Source organism: Symbiopectobacterium sp. Eva_TO (assembly GCF_053848865.1).
In genome coordinates, this window is sequence record NZ_JBSPEY010000004.1 from 3,086,910 (window position 1) to 3,112,429 (window position 25,520).

Annotated in this window: 24 protein-coding genes, 1 tRNA gene and 7 pseudogenes; 22 read left to right on the forward strand and 10 right to left on the reverse strand. The window is 50.5% G+C overall.

Annotation, left to right across the window (positions count from 1 at the left end; all coding sequences use genetic code 11):
* Nucleotides 1–6: 6 nt before the first annotated feature.
* From ACWWJF_RS18420 to ACWWJF_RS18465, 10 genes are all read left to right on the forward strand, one after another.
* Nucleotides 7–309 (forward strand): hypothetical protein, encoded by a 303-nt coding sequence (locus ACWWJF_RS18420; protein WP_455870251.1) that lies wholly within the window; start codon nucleotides 7–9, stop codon nucleotides 307–309.
* A 2-nt stretch (nucleotides 310–311) separates the two neighbouring features.
* Nucleotides 312–542: a hypothetical protein gene (locus ACWWJF_RS18425; RefSeq protein ID WP_455870252.1), complete on the forward strand. Its 231-nt coding sequence runs from the start codon at nucleotides 312–314 to the stop codon at nucleotides 540–542.
* Between the two features lie 31 nt (nucleotides 543–573).
* Nucleotides 574–1,104, forward strand: a complete 531-nt coding sequence (locus tag ACWWJF_RS18430; protein WP_455870253.1) for a host-nuclease inhibitor Gam family protein — start codon at nucleotides 574–576, stop codon at nucleotides 1,102–1,104.
* On the forward strand, nucleotides 1,101–1,271 hold the full coding sequence (locus tag ACWWJF_RS18435) for a hypothetical protein (RefSeq protein WP_455870254.1): 171 nt from the start codon (nucleotides 1,101–1,103) through the stop codon (nucleotides 1,269–1,271). The genes ACWWJF_RS18430 and ACWWJF_RS18435 overlap by 4 nt, the downstream gene beginning before the upstream one ends.
* Nucleotides 1,272–1,507: 236 nt before the next feature.
* On the forward strand, nucleotides 1,508–2,137 hold the full coding sequence (locus ACWWJF_RS18440) for a LysE family translocator (protein WP_455870255.1): 630 nt from the start codon (nucleotides 1,508–1,510) through the stop codon (nucleotides 2,135–2,137).
* A gap of 16 nt (nucleotides 2,138–2,153) precedes the next feature.
* Nucleotides 2,154–2,333 (forward strand): hypothetical protein, encoded by a 180-nt coding sequence (locus ACWWJF_RS18445; RefSeq protein ID WP_290605674.1) that lies wholly within the window; start codon nucleotides 2,154–2,156, stop codon nucleotides 2,331–2,333.
* A 137-nt stretch (nucleotides 2,334–2,470) separates the two neighbouring features.
* Nucleotides 2,471–2,893 (forward strand): gp16 family protein, encoded by a 423-nt coding sequence (locus tag ACWWJF_RS18450; RefSeq protein WP_455870256.1) that lies wholly within the window; start codon nucleotides 2,471–2,473, stop codon nucleotides 2,891–2,893.
* Entirely contained in the window at nucleotides 2,887–3,261 is a 375-nt protein-coding gene (locus ACWWJF_RS18455; protein WP_455870257.1) for a Mor transcription activator family protein, read from the forward strand. Before ACWWJF_RS18450 ends, ACWWJF_RS18455 begins: the two co-directional genes overlap by 7 nt.
* A 106-nt stretch (nucleotides 3,262–3,367) precedes the next feature.
* Entirely contained in the window at nucleotides 3,368–3,610 is a 243-nt protein-coding gene (locus ACWWJF_RS18460; protein ID WP_022547376.1) for a DUF551 domain-containing protein, read from the forward strand.
* Entirely contained in the window at nucleotides 3,611–4,255 is a 645-nt protein-coding gene (locus ACWWJF_RS18465) for a hypothetical protein (RefSeq protein ID WP_455870258.1), read from the forward strand.
* Between the two features lie 179 nt (nucleotides 4,256–4,434).
* Here ACWWJF_RS18465 and ACWWJF_RS18470 read toward each other — a convergent pair.
* Nucleotides 4,435–5,001: pseudogene (locus tag ACWWJF_RS18470) on the reverse strand (IS4/Tn5 family transposase DNA-binding protein); the annotation flags it as partial.
* A 134-nt stretch (nucleotides 5,002–5,135) separates the two neighbouring features.
* On the opposite strand from ACWWJF_RS18470, the gene ACWWJF_RS18475 reads away from it, so the two are divergent.
* Complete coding sequence (locus ACWWJF_RS18475) at nucleotides 5,136–5,378, forward strand: hypothetical protein (protein WP_455871280.1); 243 nt, start codon at nucleotides 5,136–5,138, stop codon at nucleotides 5,376–5,378.
* Nucleotides 5,320–5,529, forward strand: a complete 210-nt coding sequence (locus tag ACWWJF_RS18480; protein ID WP_455870259.1) for a helix-turn-helix domain-containing protein — start codon at nucleotides 5,320–5,322, stop codon at nucleotides 5,527–5,529. The genes ACWWJF_RS18475 and ACWWJF_RS18480 overlap by 59 nt, the downstream gene beginning before the upstream one ends.
* Nucleotides 5,530–5,581: 52 nt before the next feature.
* Here the strand turns inward: ACWWJF_RS18480 and ACWWJF_RS18485 are convergent.
* A pseudogene (locus tag ACWWJF_RS18485) lies at nucleotides 5,582–7,035 on the reverse strand (mannitol dehydrogenase family protein).
* A gap of 110 nt (nucleotides 7,036–7,145) precedes the next feature.
* On the opposite strand from ACWWJF_RS18485, the gene ACWWJF_RS18490 reads away from it, so the two are divergent.
* From ACWWJF_RS18490 to ACWWJF_RS18515, 6 genes and pseudogenes are all read left to right on the forward strand, one after another.
* A complete protein-coding gene (locus ACWWJF_RS18490; protein WP_455869330.1) occupies nucleotides 7,146–8,477 on the forward strand; it encodes an IS4 family transposase in 1,332 nt (443 codons plus the stop codon).
* Nucleotides 8,478–8,661: 184 nt separating this feature from the next.
* Nucleotides 8,662–9,506, forward strand: a protein-coding gene (locus tag ACWWJF_RS18495; protein ID WP_455869069.1) for an IS5 family transposase whose coding sequence is annotated in 2 segments (ribosomal slippage) — nucleotides 8,662–9,007 and nucleotides 9,007–9,506 — 846 coding nt in all. Because the reading frame shifts where the segments join, the coding sequence is not laid out codon by codon here.
* 118 nt (nucleotides 9,507–9,624) lie between these two features.
* Nucleotides 9,625–10,665, forward strand: a complete 1,041-nt coding sequence (locus ACWWJF_RS18500) for an IS481 family transposase (RefSeq protein WP_455870260.1) — start codon at nucleotides 9,625–9,627, stop codon at nucleotides 10,663–10,665.
* A 133-nt stretch (nucleotides 10,666–10,798) separates the two neighbouring features.
* Nucleotides 10,799–11,967 (forward strand): IS3 family transposase gene (locus tag ACWWJF_RS18505; protein WP_455869332.1). Its coding sequence is split into 2 segments (ribosomal slippage): nucleotides 10,799–11,054 and nucleotides 11,054–11,967, totalling 1,170 coding nucleotides; the frame shifts between segments, so codons are not numbered across the junction.
* Nucleotides 11,968–12,119: 152 nt separating this feature from the next.
* Nucleotides 12,120–12,332 carry a PLP-dependent transferase gene (locus ACWWJF_RS18510; protein ID WP_455869333.1) on the forward strand — a complete coding sequence of 71 codons (213 nt, stop codon included), beginning with the start codon at nucleotides 12,120–12,122 and terminating at the stop codon, nucleotides 12,330–12,332.
* Between the two features lie 109 nt (nucleotides 12,333–12,441).
* Nucleotides 12,442–12,870 (forward strand): annotated as a pseudogene (locus ACWWJF_RS18515) (integrase core domain-containing protein); the annotation flags it as partial.
* Between the two features lie 49 nt (nucleotides 12,871–12,919).
* Here the strand turns inward: ACWWJF_RS18515 and ACWWJF_RS18520 are convergent.
* Nucleotides 12,920–13,189 carry a KilA-N domain-containing protein gene (locus ACWWJF_RS18520; RefSeq protein WP_455870261.1) on the reverse strand — a complete coding sequence of 90 codons (270 nt, stop codon included), beginning with the start codon at nucleotides 13,187–13,189 and terminating at the stop codon, nucleotides 12,920–12,922.
* Nucleotides 13,190–13,299: 110 nt separating this feature from the next.
* On the opposite strand from ACWWJF_RS18520, the gene ACWWJF_RS18525 reads away from it, so the two are divergent.
* From ACWWJF_RS18525 to ACWWJF_RS18535, 3 genes and pseudogenes are all read left to right on the forward strand, one after another.
* Entirely contained in the window at nucleotides 13,300–13,707 is a 408-nt protein-coding gene (locus ACWWJF_RS18525) for a hypothetical protein (RefSeq protein ID WP_455871165.1), read from the forward strand.
* Nucleotides 13,708–13,720: 13 nt separating this feature from the next.
* A tRNA-OTHER gene (locus tag ACWWJF_RS18530) sits at nucleotides 13,721–13,795 on the forward strand.
* A gap of 109 nt (nucleotides 13,796–13,904) precedes the next feature.
* Nucleotides 13,905–14,944: pseudogene (locus ACWWJF_RS18535) on the forward strand (IS481 family transposase).
* Between the two features lie 160 nt (nucleotides 14,945–15,104).
* Here the strand turns inward: ACWWJF_RS18535 and ACWWJF_RS18540 are convergent.
* From ACWWJF_RS18540 to ACWWJF_RS18565, 6 genes and pseudogenes are all read right to left on the reverse strand, one after another.
* Nucleotides 15,105–16,028: an IS5 family transposase gene (locus tag ACWWJF_RS18540; RefSeq protein WP_455870262.1), complete on the reverse strand. Its 924-nt coding sequence runs from the start codon at nucleotides 16,026–16,028 to the stop codon at nucleotides 15,105–15,107.
* 297 nt (nucleotides 16,029–16,325) lie between these two features.
* A pseudogene (locus ACWWJF_RS18545) lies at nucleotides 16,326–16,946 on the reverse strand (IS3 family transposase); the annotation flags it as partial.
* Between the two features lie 186 nt (nucleotides 16,947–17,132).
* Nucleotides 17,133–18,300, reverse strand: a pseudogene (locus ACWWJF_RS18550) (IS3 family transposase).
* 68 nt (nucleotides 18,301–18,368) lie between these two features.
* Entirely contained in the window at nucleotides 18,369–19,052 is a 684-nt protein-coding gene (gene istB, locus ACWWJF_RS18555) for an IS21-like element helper ATPase IstB (protein ID WP_455870263.1), read from the reverse strand.
* Nucleotides 19,053–19,066: 14 nt separating this feature from the next.
* Nucleotides 19,067–20,596, reverse strand: a complete 1,530-nt coding sequence (istA, locus tag ACWWJF_RS18560) for an IS21 family transposase (RefSeq protein ID WP_455870264.1) — start codon at nucleotides 20,594–20,596, stop codon at nucleotides 19,067–19,069.
* Between the two features lie 192 nt (nucleotides 20,597–20,788).
* A pseudogene (locus ACWWJF_RS18565) lies at nucleotides 20,789–21,375 on the reverse strand (transposase); the annotation flags it as partial.
* A gap of 128 nt (nucleotides 21,376–21,503) precedes the next feature.
* On the opposite strand from ACWWJF_RS18565, the gene ACWWJF_RS18570 reads away from it, so the two are divergent.
* Complete coding sequence (locus tag ACWWJF_RS18570; protein WP_455870265.1) at nucleotides 21,504–22,913, forward strand: phage tail fiber protein; 1,410 nt, start codon at nucleotides 21,504–21,506, stop codon at nucleotides 22,911–22,913.
* Between the two features lie 559 nt (nucleotides 22,914–23,472).
* Here ACWWJF_RS18570 and ACWWJF_RS18575 read toward each other — a convergent pair.
* Entirely contained in the window at nucleotides 23,473–25,245 is a 1,773-nt protein-coding gene (locus tag ACWWJF_RS18575) for a hypothetical protein (RefSeq protein ID WP_455870266.1), read from the reverse strand.
* Nucleotides 25,246–25,520: the final 275 nt, after the last annotated feature.

The following is a 25,520-nucleotide window of genomic DNA, read 5'->3' on the forward strand; positions in this document are numbered from 1 at the left end:
GCTTTTATGCTCAACCCCGCCGTGACCATTAAAAACCCGTCAGCGATGACCTACCGGGCCATCCAGCAGCAGTTCAGGCAATGCCTGTCGGTGATGGACAAACTCAGCCAGGAAGGCTTTACCGTCAGTCAGTTTACCGTTGATGGCTATAGTCGCCCGACCATTACCCTGCTGCATGACCGACGGTGTGATGCCTTACATCAAAAGGGCCATGCCGTTCGCTATGCCCTGGGTACTGACCATCAGGGCCGCTGGGAAAAATACCAGTTCCTGCAAGATAACTGCCGAATCACCTGGGAGGTACGTTAATCATGAAAACACGCCCTGTCCGTATTACCGCACGACAATGGGTTTATCTGGCAAAAACCGTCGATATGCCCGAACAGGACTATGAAACCTATTTATCGATTTGCGAAAACTGCCGTGATGTTAATGAACAGGATGGCTGCCTCGGTGACATTGCGGCCCGATACAACATGAATTTATTTGAGCATATTCAACACACTGACGCCCTTGAGGACATTATTTTCGAGCGCGTTTAATTCCCGACGTTGTTAATGAAAAGGTAAAAAGATGGCAAAGAAAATAACGCGGCTTAAAGCCGTGGCGGCTTCCTGCACCCCGCAAACCCGTGAGCAGGTCATAAATGATATTAAAAATCTGGGCGATATCCAGCGGGAAATGACCCGACTGGAGACACAGATTAATGATGAAATTGCGCGGTTAACCCATCAACATGCGGCTGATATCGAAGCCATGAAAGCCCGCATCACCCTGTTGCAAAGAGGTATCCAGACCTGGTGCGAGGCCAACAGGGAGGAGCTTACCCAAAACGGCAAAACCAAAACCGCCAACCTAATAACCGGCGAGGTGTCATGGCGTAACCGCCCACCGTCCGTTTCGCTAAAAGGGATGGACGATATCCTGCAGGCGCTGGAAGAAAGCGGACAGACCGACTGCATTATTCGCAAGGCACAGGTGGATAAAAATGCCCTGCTAAAAAATCAGGACACCATCCAGCGACTGAATATTCCCGGCATTACGTTTCGCAACCAGCTTGAGGATTTCATTATTACCCCCTTCGAGCAGGAGGTGACCTCATGAGCTATCAGGAAATAAAACCTCTGCGCGGCCAGATTGAAAAGCGCCTTAACCGTGCCATGCATCATCTGCGGGCAGACCATTCTGCCGCTGCGTATTGTGAATTTCAACATGCCTTCGAGATATTGGCCGAACTCATCGTCACCTTAGATAAGGAAAACGCGTTATGAGTATTACCTGCATCAGCGGCCATCAGGCAACAAACCACCTCAATCCCATCCAGGCAAACATCACTCAACAATCGGAAAGTGGTGAGTGGGGGATTGACCTTATCCTGGCCTGCCCCCATTGCGGTCGGCAATATGCTGCCTGGGTACCTAACGGGGACTTCGTGTTTTTAACCGGTATTACGGCAAATTCGCGCCCGCGACGCCATTCGTCATCAAACGCACGAGGCAAATAAACCATGAACCTTGACCTTTGGTTAGTTTTTTTAGGCGGTGCCTTGCTCAGTGCGGTATTACCGGGTGCAGGCGCTATCCTCACGCTTAACCATGCCTTCCAGCGTGGATGGCGCAAAACGCTACCGCTTATTGCCGGCCAGGCGACCGCGTTAGCCTTGATGGTACCCATTGTGGCACTGAGCACGGAAGCGTTGCGCGCTTCAGCAACAGCCTGGCTATTACTGAAAAGCATTAGCGTACTCTGGCTACTGTTTGCTGCCTACCGAACCTGGCGCGCACCGGTCATCATGGATGCCTACGATGTCGTCACATTGACCCGTGGCGCGCAACGGTTCTGCTGGGGTTTTCTGACCGATATCACCAACGCCAAAGCGCTCGCTTTCCTGCTTGCGACACTGCCGGTCTTTCTTAATCCGTCCCAATCGTTAGGGCCACAAATTACCCTCATGACCTTGACGATGGTGATGGTCGATGCGCTGATGATGACGCTCTACGCGCTCATTGCCGCCCGCTTGCGGCCTTATTTTCAATCGCCAGAAAACCGTCAACAACAAAACCGCCTGTTTGCCGGTTTCCTGGTGTTCATTGCGGTCAGTCTTTGTTTTATTGAACATCCGACCTTAATTCAGTAAAAGAGGAGAAATCACCATGTGGATATTAATTTTAGCGCTATACGCCAGCCCCTATGCCGGTAATGCTTTTTCCACGCTGCATACACAGGAGTTTGACACGGCAACCGCCTGTCAACAGGCCGCCAAACAGTTCGCAGAAAAATTTGAAACGGTCAAGGATATGGATGCCAAGGCGATTTGCGTGAAGAAGTCATAGCGAAAAAGCGGCGTTTACTGCATTCAATTGTATAATAACGATATTCATTTTATAATCCTTAAAAACCCGAAGGATTATTTTTTTATTCATGGCATAAGGAATCTTGACCCCGACCACGACGATAAAGGACACCCCCGATGACCCGACAAAAATACCTGCAGTTAATCCATATTGCCGCCCAGCACCTCAAACTGGATGACGCGACTTACCGCCAGATGCTGCACAGGCTAACGGGGCAAACATCGGCAAAAACCCTGAATATCGGTCAACTGGCGCAAGTGCTAAACGCCCTGAAGACACAAGGCTTTCGTATCCAGCCGACTCAACCCACGACGAAAAAGCAGACCGACCGTCCGCAAATCCAGAAAATGCAGGCTCTGTGGCAGGCAATGGCCGATGAGGGCATTGTCCGGGATGCGTCAGCAACAGCCCTGGCCCACTTTGTTAAACGGGAAACCGGCTGTGATTCGCCTTACTGGCTGGATAGCCAGCAGGCCAGCCAGGTTATCGAGAAACTCAAGCAGTGGCAAAAACGCGTGGTGAGGGCAACCTCATGCTAGAGAATACCTTTCGCAGTAAAGGGCCGGAGTTACTGGTTGAGCTGGCCGAACACACGGCGCAGACCGTCAGACAGATTATCGATGTTGACCCCGCTGTTGCCAGTCAGATAGGCGATGCCGTCGCCAGCCAAATGATGCAGGTCTGGGGCGGGCAGAATGTCTATTTTCCCATGGGGTTGATGTGGAAAATTAATCAGCGTGACCGGGAGATATTTGCCGATTTCAATGGACATAACCATCGCGCCCTGGCACGCAAGTACGAAGTCTCACTACAGTGGATTTATTCCGTGATCAAACGGGTTAAAAAAGAAGAACTGGCCCGCATCCAGGGCAATCTGTTTGAAGATGAAGATAAGCCGCCTCGATGACTGTTTCTTGTTTCACGCAGTGAAACGTCGGAGAGAAAAACATAACCTATACACCAGATAGTGAGTATTGGGTTAATGCTAACCAGACAATAGAAGGATATTTCATATGCTCGATTCATCAGCTGATGGTTGGATCTCTTGTCAAAATCAACTTCCAGCTCCTGAACAATGGGTGCTAGTTTACTCTAGCTATGGGGATATGAAGGTCTGCTTTCTGAGCCAAAGAAGGGAGTGGGATGACGGTGATTTCTACAATGATGTCCATGGAGTTACTCACTGGATGCCGCTGCCACCTGTTCCGCGAGAAAGCACTAATGAGCCCTGGCAACACGGGGCGAAGGAGGACTGAATGATAGATGCATCGCTGTTGGATCTGCCTTGGGCAACTCTGGTAACACTGGCCTCTGGCTACATCGGTTATTTTATTGCCAATGTCGGTCTGAAAGAACACCATAAACCCATTGATATTCTCTTCTCCACACTGATTTTTAGCCTGTTGCCGACAGCAATATACCACGTGACACTATGGTGTGGCGTCAATGCTTACACGGCAACGTTATTGCCAGTGTTATTGGCATTGACCCTGGGTGCATCGTGGCGTAAATATGGGCGTAAACGGTTGTACGCGTTTCTCCGGAAGCATAATATCTCGTGGTCTGATGGTACCCACTCTGCCTGGCAACAAATGTTTGGCCTGACGGATTATCGGGTGACCGAATTATTTGTGGTACTAAAGGATGGTTCGGGCTTGCTGTCACGATTGCCTGGACGCTTCGAGGGACTTCCAAATGGGCCTTTTACACTGGGTAATAACGGCGATGTCATTCTCTATGTCACGCATAGAAGTTCGGCAAATAGCGATGAGTGGGTAGAGTATGGGGATGTTATTCATCAGGACTACGGCGCTCTTGCCACTTACATCCCTGCAGATCAAATTACCAGAATAGACATCAGGAGAAGAGAAGCAAAGCCATCATGCTCTTCTACCGACTGAACTGGATACGACTTCAAGCAGCAACATGATTTCAAGAATCGATTAATTTGAGTGATGATTCCTGTTTCACTATGTGTAACTTAATCACCCTGACTTGTCCCAGATAGATCCAGTTTGTCCCAGGTAGATCCACATTTATCGCACGTTTCCCTTTTAAATATCTCACGTCCTATCACCTTGATATCCGCTTCGCGATCGGCTAAGTACACCAGACGTGTGTTTGGCAACTCCGAGGCGAGTTCAGCAACTCGCTCGTATCCCTCGAGCCAGCGCGTACTCTCCTTGATCCCATCGCGTTTTCCGTCTGCATCCTTCGGCTCTCTTGCCCACATCCACGCATCCAGTACGCCCAACCCCACGCGATCCGGACTGACCGCGTAGGTCGGATGCAGGTACAGACCACGCCTGGCTTCGTAGTTCAAAGGACCCAAGCCTTGGATTTGCTGCCCGTTGAAGTCAAGCTCGGTAGTGTCTTGGATACACAGCACAACCTCGTGTTCTCGGATCCTTTCCTGCGTACGCTGCCAGTGAGGTTGCAGAATGTCTCGCCATTCGAATGCTTGGTTCTCCATGAAGCGGTAAGCACCCAGCGTCTCAGACCATCCGAGGCACGCATGCGGAATGCTGGCTTGCGGATTCTCAGCCAGCCGTATCAAAAGCCCTTTGGCACGATTATTGAGCCTCGTGTCACCAAGATTTACCCCTTCCAGTTCTTGGTGTGCCCAGCCATCTGAATCCCGTGTCATTTTTCAGCGCCGTAAATGGCGATAGTACACGTCGGTTTCACTTCATTTACAACCCCACCGGCTGCCTATTTCAGCCCGCTAACCCTTGGCATATAAGGCGTTGCGGACTTGTGTATAACGAGGTGACGTTAGGCATGTCGAAAACAGAGAGTGGGAGATGTGGGGAAAATGCATCTGTTGCAAATGCTACCGGTGTCGCAGTTGCTACCACGATCGCAATCGTTTTTACTCACAAACTGATACCATCAGAGGGCAGAATTCGTTGCTGTCTGGGAGCAGCGGAAATAACACAGCCAATTAATTTAATTAAAAAACCATATGCCAATAATAATAAATCTGGATGTGGTGCTGGCACAAAAGAAGATGCGATCGCGTGAGCTGGCCCAACGTATCGGCATTACCGAACAAAATTTGTCATTATTAAAATCAGGTAAGGTGAAAAGCATTCGCTTTGCAGCGTTGGAAAAAATCTGTGAGGTACTGGAATGCCAGCCCGGCGACATTCTTGCTTGTCGCCGGGAAGAGTAGCGATGCGGTGTGGTGATTGAGTGTGGTGTTAGTCGGACAGATTTTGGGCCAGTTAGGTGGCAACGGCCAACGCGCCTTTGTCACGCAGGCGCAAGTAAGCGTCGGTCAACGCGTGTACCAACGGCAGGTCGGTGCGCCGGTCATCACCAAATACCGCCGTCAGCGCCAGTAGGCCCTGTACGCGAGCCTCATCGTCCGGAGTGGATGCCACTATGCTCTGTAAGGCTGTCTTCAGCGGATCGCGAATATCAATCGCCGCGCCGCGATCGTCGATCCCGCCAATATAGCGCATCCATCCAGCCACACCGAGGATCAGCGCTTCGCAACGGCTGCCATTGCGCCGATGCCAGCGCAACCCGTCGAGCAGGCGCTGCGGTAACTTTTGCGATCCGTCCATGGCTATCTGCCAGGTGCGATGGTGCAGCGCAGGGTTGGCAAAGCGCGCGAGCAGACGTTCGGCATAGCTGTCAGATCAACGCCGGAGATGGTTAACGTCGGGGCTTGTTCTGCCAGCATCAGGTGGCGCACAGCCCGGCGGAAGTGCGCATCGGACATGCAGTCGCTGATATGGGCGTAACCCGCAAGATAGCCAAGATAAGCTAAAAACGAGTGGCTGCCGTTCAGCATCCTGAGCTTCATGGTTTCATAAGGTGCAACATCCTCTACCAGTTGTACCCCTGCCGCCTCCCAATGCGGTCTGCCCAGCGTAAAACGCTCCTCCACAACCCATTGAATATAAGGCTCACAGGCAATAGCACAGGGATCGTCAACGCCAATCGCCTGCGCCACCTCGTGCAGTGTTTGCGCAGTCGCGGCAGGCACGATGCGATCCACCATGGTGGAAGGGAAAGCCACTTCACGTTCAATCCATGCTGCCAGCGTGGGGGCAATCAGGCGGGCAAAATCAAGCACCGCGCGTTGGGCGGCCTTGCCGTTTTCTGGCATGTTATCGCAGGAGAGCACGCTAAAAGGGGAAATGCCCTGCGCGTGGCGGCGGCGCAACGCTTCGGTAATGATGCCCGGCACTGATAGCGGCTCGCGTGGATAACGCAAATCATGCTGGATATGGGCATTGGTGGTGTCCAGATTGCCGTGTGCCCCCGCCAGACAATAGCCTTTTTCCGTAATGGTCAGGGAAACAATCTCCGTTTGTGCATCGGCAAGCTGTGCCAAAATGGCCTCTTTGCCTTCAATGGCAGCGTGCAGCGAGGCGCACACTGCGCCCACTATGATAGCCTGATTGCCACTTTCCCCTTTTTCCAACACGGTAAACAGGTGCTGCTGTTCACGCAGCGCTGAAATCAGGCTGTCATCGCTGAACAGCACCACTTCGCACAGCCCCCAATCCCCGCCTTCTTGGTTAAGAACGCGGTGCGTGAGTAGCGCCTGATGGGCTCGGTGAAAAGCGCCAAACCCAATATGTACAACACGCGGGCGTAGGGCTCGGCGATCGTAGCGAGGTACATCGACATTTTCCGGCAGGGTTATAGTCACCTCGTTATACACAAGTCCGCAACGCCTTATATGCCAAGGGTTAGCGGGCTGAAATAGGCAGCCGGTGGGGTTGTAAATGAAGTGAAACCGACGTGTACTATCGCCATTTACGGCGCTGAAAAATGACACGGGATTCAGATGGCTGGGCACACCAAGAACTGGAAGGGGTAAATCTTGGTGACACGAGGCTCAATAATCGTGCCAAAGGGCTTTTGATACGGCTGGCTGAGAATCCGCAAGCCAGCATTCCGCATGCGTGCCTCGGATGGTCTGAGACGCTGGGTGCTTACCGCTTCATGGAGAACCAAGCATTCGAATGGCGAGACATTCTGCAACCTCACTGGCAGCGTACGCAGGAAAGGATCCGAGAACACGAGGTTGTGCTGTGTATCCAAGACACTACCGAGCTTGACTTCAACGGGCAGCAAATCCAAGGCTTGGGTCCTTTGAACTACGAAGCCAGGCGTGGTCTGTACCTGCATCCGACCTACGCGGTCAGTCCGGATCGCGTGGGGTTGGGCGTACTGGATGCGTGGATGTGGGCAAGAGAGCCGAAGGATGCAGACGGAAAACGCGATGGGATCAAGGAGAGTACGCGCTGGCTCGAGGGATACGAGCGAGTTGCTGAACTCGCCTCGGAGTTGCCAAACACACGTCTGGTGTACTTAGCCGATCGCGAAGCGGATATCAAGGCGTTGATGCAGCTCGCTGATGACCTTGGCACTCCGGCTGACTGGTTGATCCGCTCGACTCATAATCGCAGTCTGGACTGTAATGAGAAGCTTTGGCAGAAGGTTGGAAAGACCGTGCCGGTGGGAGAAATCCAATTCGTTATGGCGGCTCGCGCGGGGCAGAAGGCGCGTACGGTGAAACAGGCGCTGCGCGTGAAGCGAGTGTCGCTGCGTTGCGGGTTGGCAGTGACCTGTGTGATAGCCAAGGAAATTGAGCCGCCAGCAGGCGTGAAGCCGGTCGAGTGGCGGTTGCTGAGCAATCGCGTACCTGAAGGACGAGAAGATATCGTGGAGCTGATCGACTGGTATCGGGCTAGATGGGAAATCGAGATGTTCTTCAATGTGCTGAAGAACGGCTGCTGTGTCGAAGCGTTACAGTTATCGACCGTGGATCGCATTGAGCGGGCATTGGCGCTGTTCATGATCGTGGCATGGCGCATCGCCTATTTAATGCGTATGGGACGAACCTGTCCAGAGCTGGACGCAATGTTGTTCTTTGATTCCGACGAGACTCATGGCGCTTACCTACTGATGAACAAGCGTATGCCCAAGGGCCGCCCTAAGCTAAACGAAGTATTGCGCTTAGTTGCGCAACTGGGAGGCTTTCTTGCTCGAAAAGGCGACGGTGAACCAGGCGCAAAAACTATCTGGAAAGGCTTGCAGAAAGTCATGACGGCCGCCGAAACGCTACGCGCGCTCAGGCACGAACAGAGATGTGTATAACGAGGTGGGTTATAGTGGCGATACTTTGCTTTTTATCAGTCATTTATTTTTTTGCAGGTGATCATGAGCCAAAGGTAGCTGTGATTTTGCACTGGCGCAACGGGGGGATTGTAGTGGTCAACTAGGCTGTGTCCCTTAATCCCATGAGTTATACTAACTATTTGTTTCTACATCATTTTGAACTATGGCTCGCTACGACCTTCCCGATGAAGCATGGGCTATCATCCAGCCCTTACTCCCTGCTGAACCAGCAACACCACAGGCCGGACGCCCATGGGCTGAGCATCGCATGATTATCAATGGCATGTTCTGGGTGCTGTGCTCTGGTGCCCCATGGCGTGATTTACCTGAGCGATACGGCCCATGGAAAACCGTTTATAACCGCTTTAACCGATGGTCAAAATCGGGAGTCATTAACATTATTTTCAATAAGTTACTTTCATCACTTGATGCCCATGGCCTCGTGGACTGGTCAGCGACTGCGCTGGATGGTAGCAATATCAGGGCGCTGAAATGTGCTGCCGGTGCTCAAAAAAACATCCCGATATCACCGGAGATAATGGGCTGGGTCGCTCTCGAGGTGGTTTTGGCACCAAAATCCATATGGCTACAGACGGAAGTGGTCTTCCGTTAAACATCGTGTTGAGCCCCGGTCAGGCTCATGAAAGTCAGTTTGCACTACGTCTTTTGGACGGTATTGGTGTTCAACGCCAGAACGGCAGTATGAAACGCCGTGGTCATGCGGTGCTGGCTGACAAGGCGTACTCCGGGCATGTATTACGTAACGAGCTGAAAAACAGAGGTATAAAAACTGTCATCCCCCGAAAATCCACTGAAAAAATGGCGGTGGATGGTCGTTCAAAGCTCGATCGTGACGCCTACCGCAATCGGAACGTTGTTGAGCGGTGCTTTGGCCGTCTGAAAGAATACCGTCGCATTGCGACACGTTACGACAAAACGGCGAGGAATTATCTGGCAATGTTGAAACTGGGCTGCATCCGCCTGTTTTACCAGAGGCTATGTAATTAAGGGACACAGCCTAATATGTATTAGTCGCGACTTGATCTGACACTGGACCTTGAAAGGTTGAGAGTTACCGGTTTTGATATGGGTGTCGAATCCTTATACAAAACACGAGGTAACTCTCATGCTTCATACTAACAATCCCATCATCAAACACAAAGTCGGCCTGCTCAATCTCGCCGAAGAACTCGGTAACGTATCAAAAGCCTGTAAAATCATGGGGGTGTCACGCGACACGTTTTATCGCTATCAGGAACTGGCGGCAGAAGGCGGCATTGACGCTCTGGTTAACCAAAACCGCCGGGTTCCCAACCTGAAAAACCGTGCTGATGAAGCCACTGAACGTGCGGTTGTTGATTACGCCATTGAGTTCCCGGCTCATGGCCAGCACCGGACCAGTAATGAGCTGCGTAAAAAAGGCGTCTTCATTTCTGGCAGCGGTGTGCGCTCCATTTGGCAACGACACGATCTGGAAAACTTTCGTAAGCGCCTGAAGGCACTTGAGGAAAAAGTTGCCAGAGAAGGCATCGTACTTACTGATGCTCAAATCGCTGCACTGGAGAAGAAGGCGCACGACGACGAAGCCTGTGGTGAAATAGAGACTGCTCACCCGGGTTATCTGGGGTCGCAGGACACCTTCTACGTGGGTAATCTGAAAGGTGTTGGCCGTATCTACCAGCAGACGTTCGTGGATACGTACTCGAAAGTGGCGCACTGCAAGCTTTACACGAGTAAAGCACCGATCTCTGCCGCCGACCTGCTCAATGATCGCGTGCTGCCGTTCTACGAAGCTCAGGGGCTGCCAATGCTAAGAATACTGACCGACAGGGGGACGGAGTACTGCGGTAAAGTGGAACAACATGACTATCAGCTGTACTTGGCTATCAACGATATAGACCATACGAAAACGAAAGCGATGTCTCCGCAGACAAACGGTATCTGCGAGCGCTTCCATAAAACTATTTTGCAGGATTTTTATCAGGTTGCGTTCCGTAAGACGTTATACGAGGACCTAGAAAGTCTACAAAAGGATCTGGACAACTGGTTGTGGCATTACAATAATGAGCGAACTCATCAGGGTAAAATGTGCTGCGGGCGTACGCCAATGGCCACGTTACTTGATGGTAAACGAGTCTGGGCAGAAAAAAATCTGAACCAGATTTAATCTGACAGACACCTGTATAAATAACCGGTAACTGTCAGATCAGGTCTGAGCTAATACAACTGTAGTGGCACACTGATACTGGCCACCTGAGCGGAGGTGATATGCTCACCTCATCAACACGACAGGTGACCTCATGGGTAAACATTTTACGGCGGAATTTAAGCTCGAAGCCGCAAAGCTGGTTGTCGACCACGGCTACACATACGTTAAGGCCGCAGAGGCGGTTAATGTCAGCCATTCTGCCATTAGTCGCTGGGTCAATAAGCTTCGCCTTGAACGACAGGGAAAAACGCCAACGGGACTTCCTCTTACCCCTGAACAGCTCGAGCTGCGTGAGATGAAGAAAAAAGTCCAATGCCTTGAAATGGAGAACGAAATCCTAAAAAAGGCTACGGCGCTCTTAATGTCGGACTCACTCAACGGTTCACGGTAGTCGACAGGCTGAGGGCGCGATACCCGGTCACGGCGTTGTGCCAAACTTTTGAGGTACATCGCAGCAGCTACAGGCACTGGCAGGCTTCCGCTAATGAACCCGACGGTGAGCGCGTGGTTAAGTGTAGCCGCGTCATGGAAGCCTGGAACGCCAGCGGCGGCTCTGCCGGCGCTCGAAGTATCGCGACCATCGTCACCGGCAGCTCCGGTGTCAACATGGGGCGCTGGCTGGCTGGCAAGCTGATGAAGGAGCTGGGTATCGCCAGCTGCCAGCGACCGGCTCACAAATACAAACGCGGCGGCAATGAACACGTTGAAATACCGAACTATCTCAACCGCCAGTTCGCGGTTACCGCGCCGGATCAGGTCTGGTGCGGCGATGTGACCTACATCTGGACGGGCAAATGCTGGGCTTACCTTGCGGTGGTGCTAGATCTGTTCGCCCGCAAACCGGTGGGCTGGGCCATGTCGACGTCGCCGGACTCGGCGCTGACAGTTAAAGCGTTGCAGATGGCCTGGGAACTCCGGGGACAACCAACAGGAGTCATGTTCCACAGCGACCAGGGCAGCCACTATACCAGCCGTCAATACCGGCAAGCCCTGTGGCGCTGCCGGATAAAGCAGAGTATGAGTCGGCGGGGTAACTGCTGGGATAATGCGCCAATGGAGCGGTTCTTCCGCAGCCTGAAGACAGAATGGGTGCCGACAAAGGGTTACAACAGCTTCAGCGAAGCCCAGGACGCGATTATCCGCTACATCACGGGGTATTACAGCGCTATCCGGCCTCACTGGTATAACGGCGGCTTAACTCCAAACGAATCTGAGCGACTGTTCTACATACAGTCTAATGCGGTGGCCAATATTAGTTGACCACTACACCACTACAGATCCAGGAGTAGAAAACTTATGCTCGTTTCTCCTAACTTATCGCGTTTTCTTCTAGCTGCGGCTCAGTCGTGGCGATTTTTGTCTGCTATTTTAGGAAGATGCCTACCATCCACACGCATAGAAAGGTCTGCGCGATGAAACTGGAATCCCTCGTGTTACACCACGGCTACACCTCAGAAGCAACCACCAAATCTGCTGCCGTGCCGATTTACCAGACAACCTCTTACACGTTTGATGATACGCAGCATGGCGCTGACCTGTTCGATCTCAAAGTGGCGGGCAATATCTACAGTCGCATCATGACATATCGTTATACACATCTTTCTAACGCACTGTTTAATCAATGAGTTACGGGTTTATCTCAGAGTGGCATTTTGAACCTCAAAAAGCCAATGGGATGGCTTGAATGCCTTAATTCACGGGGTTCTGAGCATCCTGTTCAAAAAATGGCCAAAAGATGTGTATAACGATATGGCCATAGACTGGGCAGCGAGCACCAGGGGTTATGACAGTTCAACCGTGCAGAATGTGATGCTGAGGTCGGTGGAAAAACGCTTCGGTAGCGCGCTGCCGGATAAACCAGTGCAATGGCTGACGGATAATGGTTCAGCGTACACAGCGCATGAAACGCGGAAGTTCGCCAGAGAACTGAATCTGGAGCCCTGCACAACAGCAGTGAGCAGTCCACAGAGTAACGGCATGGCAGAACGGTTCGTGAAGACGATGAAGGAAGATTACATCGCCTTCATGCCAAAACCCGATGTGCGAACAGCGCTGAAGAATCTTGCAGCGGCGTTCAATCATTACAATGAAAACCATCCGCACAGTGCGCTGGGATACAACTCCCCAAGAGAATATCGGCGCCAGCGGGCATCGTTAACTTAAGATACAAAAGCTGTCCGGAGATGGTGGGTCAAGATCACTCTATTTTTATCTATAATTGAAGCCAATAGACATAGCGAATAGCTAATGCAGGTAAAACCCAAATGCCTGATTCAACGCCGCCATGCATTATCTTTAATGCGTTATTACCTAACGATTTTGCTATCTTACGAGTCCCCTTGCTTTTTAAAAAAGCCGAAGGTCTCTGTGATTCAGTCGCTCTACCTTGTGCAACGGCAGCGCGGTGCAGGTCATTCAGGCAGTAACGCCCGAAAGCATCCTGACGGACGACGGTATTTTCAATGACAACTAATTTAGACATAACAATTTCTCCATAATTAAACGGATGTGGTTATCAGAGGGCTAACGGGTAAAATTTTGCAGATGGGCGGTCAGATCGCTTACACTTGGCTTAACACAGGAGGATCCGCTATGGGCCAGGTTGCATTTGATACATTGCAGGCATCAGAAGAGCTTCAAACCGCCGGGCTTACCAGTCAGCAGGCCAAGGCGATCTCGCTCGTCGTACGCAAGTCTCATGAGGTGGCGGATGTCGCTACCAAGGCTGATATCGCTGAGGTAAATCGGAATGTCGCCGATGTGCGTAAGGACCTGTCCGCAGAGATAGCCGATGTGCGTAAGGATATGGCTCATCGCTTCGAAAAGAGCGAGGCGCAGATATCTGACGTTCGTAAGGATATGCAATTAGTCCGCAAGGATTTACAGCTTGAGATGGCGGGTATTTGCTCCGAGCAGAAGTTAATTCGCTGGATGCTGAGTGCTGGAGTTTTGGGTATTCTCTCTCTGGTTGTGAAAGCTTTTCTCGTCACAGCCCTTTAATTAATTTGTCTCAGGGTTGTTAGCTCAGTTGGTAGAGCAGCGGACTCTAATCCATCGGTCGCAGGTTCGAATCCTGCACAACCCACCATATTAGGTGTATTAGTCGCGACTTGATCTGACACTGGACCTTGAAAGGTTGAGAGTTACCGGTTTTGATATGGGTGTCGAATCCTTATACAAAACACGAGGTAACTCTCATGCTTCATACTAACAATCCCATCATCAAACACAAAGCCGGCCTGCTCAATCTCGCCGAAGAACTCGGTAACGTATCAAAAGCCTGTAAAATCATGGGTGTGTCACGCGACACGTTTTATCGCTATCAGGAACTGGCGGCAGAAGGCGGCATTGACGCTCTGGTTAACCAAAACCGCCGGGTTCCCAACCTGAAAAACCGTGCTGATGAAGCCACTGAACGTGCGGTTGTTGATTACGCCATTGAGTTCCCGGCTCATGGCCAGCACCGGACCAGTAATGAGCTGCGTAAAAAAGGCGTCTTCATTTCTGGCAGCGGTGTGCGCTCCATCTGGCAACGACACGATCTGGAAAACTTTCGTAAGCGCCTGAAGGCACTTGAGGAAAAAGTTGCCAGAGAAGGCATTGTACTTACTGATGCTCAAATCGCTGCACTGGAGAAGAAGGCGCACGACGACGAAGCCTGTGGTGAAATAGAGACTGCTCACCCGGGTTATCTGGGGTCGCAGGACACCTTCTACGTGGGTAATCTGAAAGGTGTTGGCCGTATCTACCAGCAGACGTTCGTGGATACGTACTCGAAAGTGGCGCACTGCAAGCTTTACACGAGTAAAGCACCGATCTCTGCCGCCGACCTGCTCAATGATCGCGTGCTGCCGTTCTACGAAGCTCAGGGGCTGCCAATGCTAAGAATACTGACGGACAGGGGACGGAGTACTGCGGTAAAGTGGAACAACATGACTATCAGCTGTACTTGGCTATCAACGATATAGACCATACGAAAACGAAAGCGATGTCTCCGCAGACAAACGGTATCTGCGAGCGCTTCCATAAAACTATTTTGCAGGATTTTTATCAGGTTGCGTTCCGTAAGACGTTATACGAGGACCTAGAAAGTCTACAAAAGGATCTGGACAACTGGTTGTGGCATTACAATAATGAGCGAACTCATCAGGGTAAAATGTGCTGCGGGCGTACGCCAATGGCCACGTTACTTGATGGTAAACGAGTCTGGGCAGAAAAAAATCTGAACCAGATTTAATCTGACAGACACCTGTATAAATAACCGGTAACTGTCAGATCAGGTCTGAGCTAATACATATAAATAACCGGTAACTGTCAGATCAGGTCTGAGCTAATACACATCAACTCGGCTTTGTTGAATAAATCAGAACTTGTACGACTGTGCCCCAGGTCGATTGTTACGTGATGCGAATACTGTTCGGCATTCCTAATAGCGTGATCCGGTTAAGCGCTTTGACCATCGCCATGGCTTCACCCACCTGAGCATCGTAGTCACGCAGACTTAGATGACCACCCAGAAGCGTTTTGAACCGGAACATGGCCGTTTCAGCCACTGAGCGTCGGTGATAGCCCACTTTCTTTTTCCAGGTATCGTTGCTGCCGCTCAGGCGCTGATTTGCAACAGCGTGGTTACGCTCGTGGTAGTGGTCCGGCCAATATTGCGCCCCCCTTCGCGGCGGGATAAGCGGCCTTATTTTCTTCCTCAGCAGAGCATCATGGCAGTAACCTGTATCGTAAGCGCCGTCAGCCGATGTCTCTCTGATTTTCCGGTGGGTCTGGTTTATCAGTGCCGGTAGAGCCTGGGCATCAGTCGTACCACTGAGCGACAAATCCGCACAGATAATCTCATGCGTCGCACTGTCTACTGCCAGATGCAGCTTACGCCACACCCTGCGTCTGTCGGCACCATGCTGCCGGACTTTCCATTCGCCTTCGCCAAAGACCTTCAGGCCGGTTCTATCAATGACCAGATGTGAGATTTCACCACGGGTTGGCGTTTTTATGCTGATGTTCACTGTCTTTGCTCGCTTGCTGAGCAGCGAATAGTCTGGACAATGCAGCGACAATTTAATCAGTTTAAAAATCGAGTCAACAAAACCCTGTAAAGCCCTCAATGAAAGGCCAAACACGCGTTTCATCATCAGGACTGTGGTGATGGCCATATCTGAGTAGTGGAGCGGTCGTCCACGCCGTTCAGTAGTCGTTTTTTCCGTCCATGCAGCAATGGCTGATTCATCTAGCCATACGGTTAGAGAACCGCGCTGCTTGAGGGCCTTGTTATAGGAGGGCCAGTTAGTGATTTTAAAATTTTGTTTTGCCATGGAGACCTGATGTTGAAACAACTATGGTGATCTGATCCGATGATTACCCAAACTTTCTATTTATTCAACAAAGCCCATCAACTCTTGTTCCGAACTACCCTTTTCCCATTCTTCAGGCGAGTGATTATTTCGGCTAGCCTCCCATATAACTATTTTACAGAGGGAATTACCATGAGCGCATGGTACAAAACCGGAGCCATCGCTGCCACCAACGGTAGCAAAATCATTACGGGCACAGGAACGCAATTCACTCATCCATTTGATCTTGACCCACCATCTCCGGACAGCTTTTGTATCTTAAGTTAACGATGCCCGCTGGCGCCGATATTCTCTTGGGGAGTTGTATCCCAGCGCACTGTGCGGATGGTTTTCATTGTAATGATTGAACGCCGCTGCAAGGTTCTTCAGCGCTGTTCGCACATCGGGTTTTGGCATGAAGGCGATATAATCTTCCTTCATCGTCTTCACGAACCGTTCTGCCATGCCGTTACTCTGTGGACTGCTCACTGCTGTTGTGCAGGGCTCCAGATTCAGTTCTCTGGCGAACTTCCGCGTTTCATGCGCTGTGTACGCTGAACCATTATCCGTCAGCCATTGCACTGGTTTATCCGGCAGCGCGCTACCGAAGCGTTTTTCCACCGACCTCAGCATCACATCCTGCACGGTTGAACTGTCATAACCCCTGGTGCTCGCTGCCCAGTCTATGGCCTCCCGGTCGCAGCAGTCCAGTGCGAACGTCACCCGCAGCTTCTCGCCGTTGTCACAACCGAACTCGAAGCCATCTGAGCACCAGCGCATATCGCTCTCTGCTACCGCGATTTTGCCTTTATGCTCCCGCTTCGGACGTTCAGTTTTATCATGCAACAACAGCAGGTTATGCTCGCTCATTATCCTGTAAAGCCGTTTGGCGTTCACCGGTTGCGTATTCGCATGCGATCGATCATCGATTCGCATCTAAGGTCGATCACGTTTTCGCATCGTAATCGATCACCCGGGAACCTAACTTTTTTATCGTTTTAGCGTGTTTCTTCTGCGCTTTCCACTGCCAGGCTATTTTTCCTTAATGATTCTCCCTGAAGCTCCACTCTGTGAGAGTTGTAGTGGTCAACTAATATTGGCCACCGCATTAGACTGTATGTAGAACAGTCGCTCAGATTCGTTTGGAGTTAAGCCGCCGTTATACCAGTGAGGCCGGATAGCGCTGTAATACCCCGTGATGTAGCGGATAATCGCGTCCTGGGCTTCGCTGAAGCTGTTGTAACCCTTTGTCGGCACCCATTCTGTCTTCAGGCTGCGGAAGAACCGCTCCATTGGCGCATTATCCCAGCAGTTACCCCGCCGACTCATACTCTGCTTTATCCGGCAGCGCCACAGGGCTTGCCGGTATTGACGGCTGGTATAGTGGCTGCCTTGGTCGCTGTGGAACATGACTCCTGTTGGTTGTCCCCGGAGTTCCCAGGCCATCTGCAACGCTTTAACTGTCAGCGCCGAGTCCGGCGACGTCGACATGGCCCAGCCCACCGGTTTGCGGGCGAACAGGTCTAGCACCACCGCAAGGTAAGCCCAGCATTTGCCCGTCCAGATGTAGGTCACATCGCCGCACCAGACCTGATCCGGCGCGGTAACCGCGAACTGGCGGTTGAGATAGTTCGGTATTTCAACGTGTTCATTGCCGCCGCGTTTGTATTTGTGAGCCGGTCGCTGGCAGCTGGCGATACCCAGCTCCTTCATCAGCTTGCCAGCCAGCCAGCGCCCCATTTTGACACCGGAGCTGCCGGTGACGATGGTCGCGATACTTCGAGCGCCGGCAGAGCCGCCGCTGGCGTTCCAGGCTTCCATGACGCGGCTACACTTAACCACGCGCTCACCGTCGGGTTCATTAGCGGAAGCCTGCCAGTGCCTGTAGCTGCTGCGATGTACCTCAAAAGTTTGGCACAACGCCGTGACCGGGTATCGCGCCCTCAGCCTGTCGACTACCGTGAACCGTTGAGTGAGTCCGACATTAAGAGCGCCGTAGCCTTTTTTAGGATTTCGTTCTCCATTTCAAGGCATTGGACTTTTTTCTTCATCTCACGCAGCTCGAGCTGTTCAGGGGTAAGAGGAAGTCCCGTTGGCGTTTTTCCTGTCGTTCAAGGCGAAGCTTATTGACCCAGCGACTAATGGCAGAATGGCTGACATTAACCGCCTCTGCGGCCTTAACGTATGTGTAGCCGTGGTCGACAACCAGCTTTGCGGCTTCGAGCTTAAATTCCGCCGTAAAATGTTTACCCATGAGGTCACCTGTCGTGTTGATGAGGTGAGCATATCACCTCCGCTCAGGTGGCCAGTATCAGTGTGCCACTACAAGTTGTGGATCAGCCGATCCAGGAAGGCATCTGCCGCCGTCGGGTTTTCCATCACTCCGTACCATTGCTCCACCGGCAACTGGCTGATAAGGATCGTGCTGGTTTGCCCATATCGCTCTTCCGTTATTTCCAGCAAGTCATTGCATTGCCGCGTTGTGATAACTTCAAGACCAAGGTCGTCCAAGATAAGAAACTCTATTTTTTGAAGCTGTTTCAGTTGCTTAAGCCAGCTGCCGTCCAGTCGGCCCTGCTCAAGCTGATCCAGCAGCCGACCCATGCGCCAGTATTGAACGCTTCTCTTTTGCCGGCACGCCTGCTCGCCCAGGGCACAACCTACCCAGCTTTTTCCGCTGCCAGTTGGCCCTGTTATCAGGATATTCTTGCTGTGGGTGATGTAATGCCCGTTCAGAAGCTCGCGCATCTGTTCGGCCTTTAACCCTCGGGAGACCGGATAGTACATACCCTCAGGGGTTGCACCGTGGCGCAACCGTGCCTGCTTTCTCAACCGCCCAACACGGCTGTTTTCACGATTCAGTAGCTCTTCTTCGACAAGTAACCCCAGGCGTTCTGCGAACCCCAGCTCATTGTATGTACCAGGTGCCTCACGCTGGCGTATCATGCCATCGGCCATTGCCGACAGCTTCAGCGTTCTAAGTTTGGTTAGCAGGTCATCAGTCATAACGACTCCCTTTTTCAGTGGTAATATTTTGGACCACGCAGATTCTCGTGCTCCAGTGGAAGCTGTAACTCTCTATTTCCTTTAACTGTTTCTCCGATGCCCTCCCTGTTGTGACGCAGCAGATTCTCGATAAAACGCCTTTCCGGATGGTTCAGCCCGCAGGCCTTGTCACAGGCTTTTTCCAGCCGTTCGGCACCGTATTTTTTCTGGAGCGACAGTAGGCCGAGAACAGCCCGATAAGCCTGCTCAGGATGATTCTTCGCGTTTAGCATCGCTTCCACCACCTGCCGGGTCGCCTTGCCGGTTCTCGCGGCATTATCCAGCAGCTTTTCAGGTGTCCAGCTGCTGTGCCCGCGGTGATTGACCGGCATGTGTGCCGGATTCGTGCTGTGGCTGTACTGCCGATCGCTGCGAGGGTGCTGAGCCACGCAGCGGCCCTTATGCCAGACCTGGACCAACGTCTGACCCGCTTTTACCGACAGCCTTTCACCAACCAGCTCATGGGGAACGGAGTACCAGTGGCGGTCGTATTCGACGTGATAGTCAGGAGCGACCTTCACCGCACGGTATTCGGTGTATTCATAGGGCATGGCTGGCAACGGCTGCAGGCACGGCGCATCGAGCAGCGCAAAGCGCTGCGCTCGGCTCTGGCCCCCATAACCTTTTATTGGCCGGTTATTCAGCTCGGTCATCAGCTCACTGAGCCTGACGTTGAGCGCATGCATCGTATGGAAGGTTTCATTGCGTATTCGCGCCAGGAGCCACCTTTCGACCAGCAGGACGCCGTTTTCCACTTTGGCCTTGTCTTTCGGTTTGTAGGGTCTGGCTGGCATCACTACCGTGCTGTAATGCGAGGCCAAAGACTGATAGCTGTCGTTGATGACCGGCTCGTAGCGATCTGCTTTGCTCACCGCGCTACGCAGATTATCGGGTACCAGCAGGGCTGGAACGCCGCCGAGGAAGGTCAGGCAGTGGCTGTTAGCATTCAGCCAGCTCATCATGTCCTGACCGGGGCAGGCTTCTGCATAGGTATAATTTGACGCTCCCATGACAGCGACGAAGATGGCGACCCGGCGCACATTTCCCGTATCGGGGTCGGATACCGGCACCGTGGGCCCGCAGAAGTCGATGAACAGCTTCTCACCGGCACGGTGGGTCTGGCGCATCGAGCGTTTCTGGCATTTCTTCCATTGGCGATAACAACGGCAGAACTGAGAGTAGCCCAGCGCCATTTCTCCGGTTTCGGTGCTGTATTCTATCCACAACAGCTGCCTGGTAACCCCTGGCCGTCTTAGCTCGGTATCGATATACAGCCAGTCTGGCGCGATAAGCTCCGAGGTGCGCATTCTGCGGGTGGGGAACAGCATCTTTTCCAGTTTTTCTGGCAAGAGCGCATCAGGCAATGGCCACGACAGCGATGCGGCGGTAAAACGGGAGAGCACCTCATAAACTGTGGAAGGGCTGACCCTAAGAGCAGCGGCGATGGTGCGATTAGACTGGTTGCACTCAAATTTGAGTTTGAAGATCTGAAGACAAGTCTCCATGGGACTCCTGCTTTTTCTCTTTCTGGCCATCGTTATCTCCATTTCAGTAGAAACTGCGAACGGAGAGGAGGTTAGAAGAGTTAAGTCCCGGAGTGATCGATACGACGCGAATCAGTGATCGACCTTAGATGCGAAATCGTGATCGATTGTCATGCGAATCACTGATCGATCACGATGCGAATATGCAACCGGTGGAAGTCCCTCTGCACGACATTGCTTACGCAGGATACCCCACACTCGGCGGTAACCGTAACTGGGCATGTCGCTGATGATACGGAGGATGTCCGATAATATCTCAGCATCAGCTTCGTCATTACGCCGGTTGCTGCGCCTGTCCAGCCAGTCGGCAGAACGGTTAACCCGCAGTGACAGCTGCGCACGCGACACGCTCATGGCGCGGCTGACCAGAGCTATTCCCCGTCCTTTGGCAACAAGGGCGCGTGCGCTATCCATTTTCGCGACTGGCGGTACTCCACTGCTTCTTTGAGGATCTCAACTTCCATCGTCTTCTTACCCAGAAGGCGCTGTAGCTCCCTGACCTGCTTGAGGGCAGTCGCCAGCGCCGAAGCTGGAACCACTTCTTCTCCGGCCGCAACGGCGGTGAGGCTTCCTTCCTGGTATTGCTTCTTCCACTTAAACAAAAGGCTGGGCTGGATGCCATGCAGGCGGGCTACATGGGAGACGTTCATCCCCGGCTCCATTGTCTGCTGAATGATGGCGATTTTCTCTTGCGGAGTTTTACGCTTACGGACTTCTTGCCCTAACAGGATCCCGGTCATTTCAAAATTAGCATGATTGTTAGACATATATCTAAGCCTATCTCTTATCTGGAGATACAGCTACTGTCTGGTGTTACAGGGGGCTACATCAATTCACTCATCCATTAAACGGTGTAGCAGCAGGGCGGATGTTATTATTACCCGCTGCTGGCACTGTTCAGATTTATGAAATTGAGTCTGTGCAATCTGATACACAATTAACGCTGGTATCTGCGTTCACTGGCACCATGGGAACGGGTAAAGCCTATGCTATTCCCACCTCTCCGACGGTTTCCATTGAGCAGTTTGCGCATGAATTTGCAGCAACGCTTGCCTATTACCATCAGCAGTTGTCGGGTTGGCAGCAGATATTAACCGGGACGGGAAACGTTACGTTGACCACGCCAGACGGTCAGACCGTTACCGTTCGCTCGCAACGGGCGTGGGATACGGCGCTGAATGGGAAAGCCAATTCCAGCGATGTTTTCCTGTTGAAAGGCGCGCTGGGAACCAATGACCTGAACAATGTTATCGGGACCGATTACCAGGGTATCTGGTGGCAGAATGCGACCGCAAACGCCACGGCGGCAAGGAACTATCCTGTGGTGTCCGCTGGGAACCTGCTTGTGCTCTACAACAATGTGACCAGCTACGGCATTACGCAGATTTATATCACCCCTGTTTCAAAGCGCATTTTTATCAGAAGCAAGCCAACACCGAGCGATGCATGGACAACATGGGATGAGTTTTGGACTAGCGCAAATCTGCCAAACCCCGCAACGCTTGATACTGCGCAAAACATAACTGGGCTAAAGCAATTTCGTAGGAATTCAGAAGCGTTCATGATCTTCCCTGCTGAACAAGGAAAGTCGTCGTTCATCCGAGGAAGTGACGCTGATGGAAATTCAAGATGGTATTTGGGTTCCGGTGGTGACAACGTAAATACGCTAACGTTGCATAACTATAAAGCAAGTAACGGGATCTATTTCAACGAAAACAGCGATATATCGATTAATCCGGCTTGTGGTAAACGTATTTACCAATGGACATACCCGCTACTGGCGGCAGGGCTGAATGCTGTATCCGACGCCAACGGCTTCTGGAAAACAGCAAGCCCGGTTGTGAAGCTGTTTGCTGACGGCACCAGCGAACTCACCAGCGAAGCCGAGGGCATCACCACCGAACGCCTGAGCGAAGGGGTGTACCGCATTTCCGGCTGTCTGGGCCTGAACGCCGATCGCGCCTGGGGCGGTTATGAGGGCGGTATCGATGTACCGATGTGCCGCAACAAGCTACCGCGCCTGTGGGTGGACTATGGCGGCGATGAGGGGAGTTCGCAGATAAACCCGGATGGCTCGATGGTCATTCGGACCTATCACCGGCCACATCCGGATGCGCCCGCTTTCGCCCGCAATGAGATTGAAGGCTACGCGAACGGCGACCCGATAGATATCCCGCGCGACACCTTCATATCAGTGCGCGTGCAGATGCCAGAATGCGAGGAATCAAAGCTGAAGGTGATGCACAGTAATGTTTACTGTAACACCGTAGCAAGCTAAACGAAAAGCCCACGCCGCTCGGCTATAAGGTCGAGCGCATCCTCAAGCGTAGGGAGTAGGTAGAGGGCATATCGTTATACACATCTTTCTAACGCACTGTTTAATCAATGAGTTACGGGTTTATTTCAGAGTGGCATTTTGAACCTCAAAAAGCCAATGGGATGGCTTGAATGCCTTAATTCACGGGGTTCTGAGCATCCTGTTCAAAAAATGGCCAAAAGATGTGTATAACGATATGGGTAGAGGGGGGCATACCTCGTAACATTGGAAACGTTGAAACGCTTCGTGTACATATATGAGTACATTAATTTAAATTGATTTACATTTAAGGTTTTTAAAAACACATAGTTAAAATAATTATTCGTTATATCCAGCGCATTACGGTATTCTCCCCTACGCGTTAGCTTTTTCTCGTTGTAGTGATCGAATACATCCACATCAGGATTGCCGTCGAATTTTTTATAAAAAAGTTCGCTCAACCCTATTATAACGATAATAGAGTGTATCCGCAATAACAATTGTTCTCATATCCCTCCCAAATACGGACGAAGCCTATCGATTAAAAACCACTTTTATCAATAAAGTTTATTTTATCTTTTTTATATATTTTTGTCAGTATATTCACCAGACTTAGATAATCACTCGCAACAAAAGCATTATCGTCTCCAACACAGAACTCTCTCCAAAACTTAATATGTTCATCATCTTCTTTTGTGGAGGCCAATGAAATGTAAAAGATATCTACCTCGTTTGTCTTATAAATTTTATTATAAGTTAATAAACCCTCTTTTATTCTTTTACAAATTTTGTAATCCTGATGAAGCTTTCTGGATAAATGTTTCGGCCCCTGAGCGCTATCATCCCCATCAGTAACCATGATAATGACCTTTTTAGCATTATGACCCTTCGCAATCACAGGTAGCGATCGCAGCAAACCACTGCTAGTGTCAGTCGCTCCTCCCATAACACTCATTTTCTGAAATTGATTGATAACGTCAGGATTAGAGGTTAATTCAATTAGATAAGAGGGCGGCGACTGTCTATATTTCATTTCCTTAACAAAATTATTCAGCTTATATAAAAAGTTAGGTCTTTTTGATGAATCATAGTAGCTCTTATCAAAACACATGTGATAAAACATGCTATTATTTATATGATAAGGAAAGTAGGTATAAGTAGTGACTGACCTGTCAGAAAACAAATTCTCATCCTTCAAAGTTTCATTGAAATTAATAGTTTTAGAAGTTACAATACTCAAATAATGACGTGCTATTTCGTTTAAATTTTTAACATGATCATAATGACGATTTAGTTCATGAGGATGCGCCCGCAAATTAGCACGAGAATCAGCATCACAGCTGTAAAAAGGAATATTTTTCTCCGAATATGTAGTACACCATTTTTTATCAACCATTTGTGGCATGGTAAGATTCAAACCACGTGCAACGACTTTTTCATAAAAAGAGGTGATTAACTCATCCTGTTGTTTAATATTAGTTGTTTTACCTAAGTGTTTGTTATACCAAAAATTGAAATCAACACTTTTACTTTGGAACTTCGCATACCTTTTTTTGAGCTTCCCGGCAAAAGAACAGCCTGTTTCTTTTCCACCAAAAAGGCTTGTTTTACTCAATTTAACAGGAACACCAACATTAAAAGGAACAATGCCAATGGTGTTTTTCTCGTTATTATTTAAAATAGCGTGAGAAAAATGCACTACCGCCTTTTTTAAAATATTGTATTTAATATCAGAAGACCCACGAATCTTCGAGGACATTGAGTCAGAAACGTCTACAATAAAAACGAAATCCGTAGGGATACTGTGCTTTTCCACCGATTTTCTTACCGTACCGGCGGAACTGTCTGCACGAACGATGACATCATCGCTAAATCCAACTCCGTTATATTTTTTGAAGATAGGATGTAATTTCGCAATCCCTGTTGCATTATAATCAATTGACGTTAATTCTTTTGCATTGTTACGGTTTAGATTGACAATAACGTCCAGATCGTTATCGGTAAAATTTATGTTGGGCAAATAATAATTCAAATAGTGACTCAGAAGTTTTTCATTGGCCTCCTTATTTCCATGCTTAACAGCACATTCTTTATCCGTTACGTAATCGCAGCGATCGTTTATCGCAATGGCTAATGTCCCCTGATTCATCGCATCTGCCAATCGGGCACGGGTTGACTGGAAATGCGCCCCATCAAGTGCAAAAGAAAAAAACATCAATAACATTGGAAACATAATAGCAAACGGCAATGTCATTGCCCCAGACTCTCTGCGGAATATCAACAGAAAGAAATTAATAGCGTATTTTATCTTCATGACGCTCCCTGAAATAATTATCGAACTCCAAAAACTCACCCAGGGATTACCGCGTTACTCACAGAGATATTTCTTACTGATAGCCTATTGCAAGCATCCCTTTTACTTTACATTATTGCTCGATTATACCAGAAGCGTTTATAATTCACTAAATGATATGGTGTAACGAATCAACAGACAATCCGGTAATCAACTGAATACAGGCTTTGCTGAATAAATAGAACTTTTAGGTGACTGGCGGCTCTGATCACTACATTCGTTTCAACATCAGGTCC

Coding starts and splice junctions, on each gene's coding strand:
- ACWWJF_RS18420 (WP_455870251.1), top strand. CDS start 7: ATGCTCAACCCCGCCGTGACCATTAAAAACCCGTCAGCGATGACCTAC.
- ACWWJF_RS18425 (WP_455870252.1), top strand. CDS start 312: ATGAAAACACGCCCTGTCCGTATTACCGCACGACAATGGGTTTATCTG.
- ACWWJF_RS18430 (WP_455870253.1), top strand. CDS start 574: ATGGCAAAGAAAATAACGCGGCTTAAAGCCGTGGCGGCTTCCTGCACC.
- ACWWJF_RS18435 (WP_455870254.1), top strand. CDS start 1,101: ATGAGCTATCAGGAAATAAAACCTCTGCGCGGCCAGATTGAAAAGCGC.
- ACWWJF_RS18440 (WP_455870255.1), top strand. CDS start 1,508: ATGAACCTTGACCTTTGGTTAGTTTTTTTAGGCGGTGCCTTGCTCAGT.
- ACWWJF_RS18445 (WP_290605674.1), top strand. CDS start 2,154: ATGTGGATATTAATTTTAGCGCTATACGCCAGCCCCTATGCCGGTAAT.
- ACWWJF_RS18450 (WP_455870256.1), top strand. CDS start 2,471: ATGACCCGACAAAAATACCTGCAGTTAATCCATATTGCCGCCCAGCAC.
- ACWWJF_RS18455 (WP_455870257.1), top strand. CDS start 2,887: ATGCTAGAGAATACCTTTCGCAGTAAAGGGCCGGAGTTACTGGTTGAG.
- ACWWJF_RS18460 (WP_022547376.1), top strand. CDS start 3,368: ATGCTCGATTCATCAGCTGATGGTTGGATCTCTTGTCAAAATCAACTT.
- ACWWJF_RS18465 (WP_455870258.1), top strand. CDS start 3,611: ATGATAGATGCATCGCTGTTGGATCTGCCTTGGGCAACTCTGGTAACA.
- ACWWJF_RS18475 (WP_455871280.1), top strand. CDS start 5,136: ATGTCGAAAACAGAGAGTGGGAGATGTGGGGAAAATGCATCTGTTGCA.
- ACWWJF_RS18480 (WP_455870259.1), top strand. CDS start 5,320: ATGCCAATAATAATAAATCTGGATGTGGTGCTGGCACAAAAGAAGATG.
- ACWWJF_RS18490 (WP_455869330.1), top strand. CDS start 7,146: ATGACACGGGATTCAGATGGCTGGGCACACCAAGAACTGGAAGGGGTA.
- ACWWJF_RS18500 (WP_455870260.1), top strand. CDS start 9,625: ATGCTTCATACTAACAATCCCATCATCAAACACAAAGTCGGCCTGCTC.
- ACWWJF_RS18510 (WP_455869333.1), top strand. CDS start 12,120: ATGAAACTGGAATCCCTCGTGTTACACCACGGCTACACCTCAGAAGCA.
- ACWWJF_RS18520 (WP_455870261.1), bottom strand. CDS start 13,189: ATGTCTAAATTAGTTGTCATTGAAAATACCGTCGTCCGTCAGGATGCT.
- ACWWJF_RS18525 (WP_455871165.1), top strand. CDS start 13,300: ATGGGCCAGGTTGCATTTGATACATTGCAGGCATCAGAAGAGCTTCAA.
- ACWWJF_RS18540 (WP_455870262.1), bottom strand. CDS start 16,028: ATGGCAAAACAAAATTTTAAAATCACTAACTGGCCCTCCTATAACAAG.
- istB (WP_455870263.1), bottom strand. CDS start 19,052: ATGACTGATGACCTGCTAACCAAACTTAGAACGCTGAAGCTGTCGGCA.
- istA (WP_455870264.1), bottom strand. CDS start 20,596: ATGGAGACTTGTCTTCAGATCTTCAAACTCAAATTTGAGTGCAACCAG.
- ACWWJF_RS18570 (WP_455870265.1), top strand. CDS start 21,504: ATGTTATTATTACCCGCTGCTGGCACTGTTCAGATTTATGAAATTGAG.
- ACWWJF_RS18575 (WP_455870266.1), bottom strand. CDS start 25,245: ATGAAGATAAAATACGCTATTAATTTCTTTCTGTTGATATTCCGCAGA.